Genomic DNA, 1,701 nt, shown 5'->3' with positions numbered 1-1,701 from the left:
GAATTAAAATTCGTTCTCGAATATGAGGTAGTTCACTCTGTCGAAGAGCTTTTTGCAATTTATCTACTTGATCTGAATCTAGAAAGTTCTTTGCTGGCATGGCACGGGTGGTCTAATTATTCTTATTATTCAATTATGCAATTTAAATGCTGATCAGCTTATCACAACGTTTTGCGATGCAACCGAGCCAGATAGGGTCGAAAGCGGGTGTTTTCTCCCTCAACCCGAGTCATGTACGTCTTGCTGACAATTTGGTCGCCCTCTGGAATAAATCCTGGATAAACAGACCACCCTAAGTCCTTCGGCAACGCTACGCGAACGGTGACATAGAAGTAACACTTCCAAGTCGCAACGATCGCCCACAACGGACGAAAGGTGTCAGCACTATGATCACCCAAAGCCCATCCTAAAATCCCCTTTTTGAAGTGGTCAACGGCAGTCCACAGCCAAATTTTGTTTTTTTGACCCCACAAACGTTTCTAACTCGTCTAGCCCACAAACGTCAGGAGGAACCTCTGGATCGTAAGCATCGGGTAACAGTTCACCGATTTGTTTGACCCAAGTAATGATGGTCGTATGGTGCACTCCTTTAACCCGCTCAATGCCTCGAAAACCCATGCCGTTAACATCCATCGTGAGGCACTCCCGCTTAAACTCCTCTGAATAACTGGAAGCAGGATCATAAGTTGCGATAAATTGCCGCCGACAGGTCTTACAGATGTAATTTTGTTTCCCTCTTTGCTTACCGTTTTTACTGACCTCACTTGAACCGCATTCGGGACACTGCATTGCTTTTACCCTGATTTCATATTTCTATTATGCAACGCCGACCGCCACTTGCCGCACCGGATGACGACAAGGATGGGTTTTCTGATGGGCACCGAGTTGGATGATTTCGTCTCGGTAGCACACCCTCTTGGAAAGGACTCGCTGGACGAGTCAGAAAAAACTTGTGCTCATCGCTCATCGCATCAAAGGCGGCAAACCCGAAGAAGCCTAAATCTAAAATCAGTAACCCACCGACGGGCAACAGCATCCTTAACTCATCTCACCCCAACGGCATGACCCGATGGGGGTCAGGCAACACGCTTGAAGGCAACGGTTGCGTCCGAATCCGTTGCGTCACTTGCGTCAACACGGCTAAAAATAATGCTGCGGGTCACTCGACTAAGCGTTTTGACACCGCCTGGCGACTCACCTGTTGGGCGCTCAGCCATAGTAATCCTTCTTGTTCAAGCACCCGGACAATCTCACTTAAGTAGCGCCCCTGACGATAGACCAAGCTCACCACAATCGCTGACATCACCGATAACGTTAGCACTCGGTCGCGCAACTGCCCTTCCCAGTTTGCCGCTCCAGTGTTTTCAGGTTGGCAAAGGTGCCAAGAGTCAGTGGCGCAATCAGTCTGGCTTCCACTGCCTCGCAAGCCGGGACAGGGGGGAGGACAAAATGTCGAAATTCTTCTTTCCCGCGCTTTTTATGAGCTTTGGTCATTGTTGTCTGGGGAAGCCAAATAGAGCTATTTTGACTTTAACCTCTGCTTGACTTCCTTGGATTTCCTTAAGTTGACAGCTATGGTCTTGTGCCTACCCTGGCAAAGCTGAGGGCAATCCCTTGTGGTTGCCCCTACGAATTTCGGCGTTGCTGAATCTAGATATGAATCGTTAGGGAACTGGAACATCGCCGAATTTGAGGTAGTGA

General features: G+C 48.6%; 2 protein-coding genes and 1 pseudogene. All 3 read right to left on the bottom strand.

Annotated elements, in window-relative coordinates; genetic code table 11:
- Window positions 1-164 precede the first annotated feature (164 nt).
- Window positions 165-789 (bottom strand): annotated as a pseudogene (locus AB3R30_RS26825) (IS1 family transposase); the annotation flags it as partial.
- 16 nt (window positions 790-805) lie between these two features.
- Window positions 806-1,036: a hypothetical protein gene (locus tag AB3R30_RS26820; protein ID WP_458652260.1), complete on the bottom strand. Its 231-nt coding sequence runs from the start codon at window positions 1,034-1,036 to the stop codon at window positions 806-808.
- Window positions 1,037-1,159: 123 nt separating this feature from the next.
- On the bottom strand, window positions 1,160-1,426 hold the full coding sequence (locus tag AB3R30_RS26815; RefSeq protein WP_458652259.1) for a hypothetical protein: 267 nt from the start codon (window positions 1,424-1,426) through the stop codon (window positions 1,160-1,162).
- Between the last annotated feature and the right edge of the window lie 275 nt (window positions 1,427-1,701).

Source organism: Sivoneniella epilithica UHCC 1019 (assembly GCF_040830845.1).
Classification (GTDB): Bacteria; Cyanobacteriota; Cyanobacteriia; order Leptolyngbyales; family Leptolyngbyaceae; genus ULC077BIN1.
This window is presented reverse-complemented; position numbering and strand designations above follow the sequence as displayed.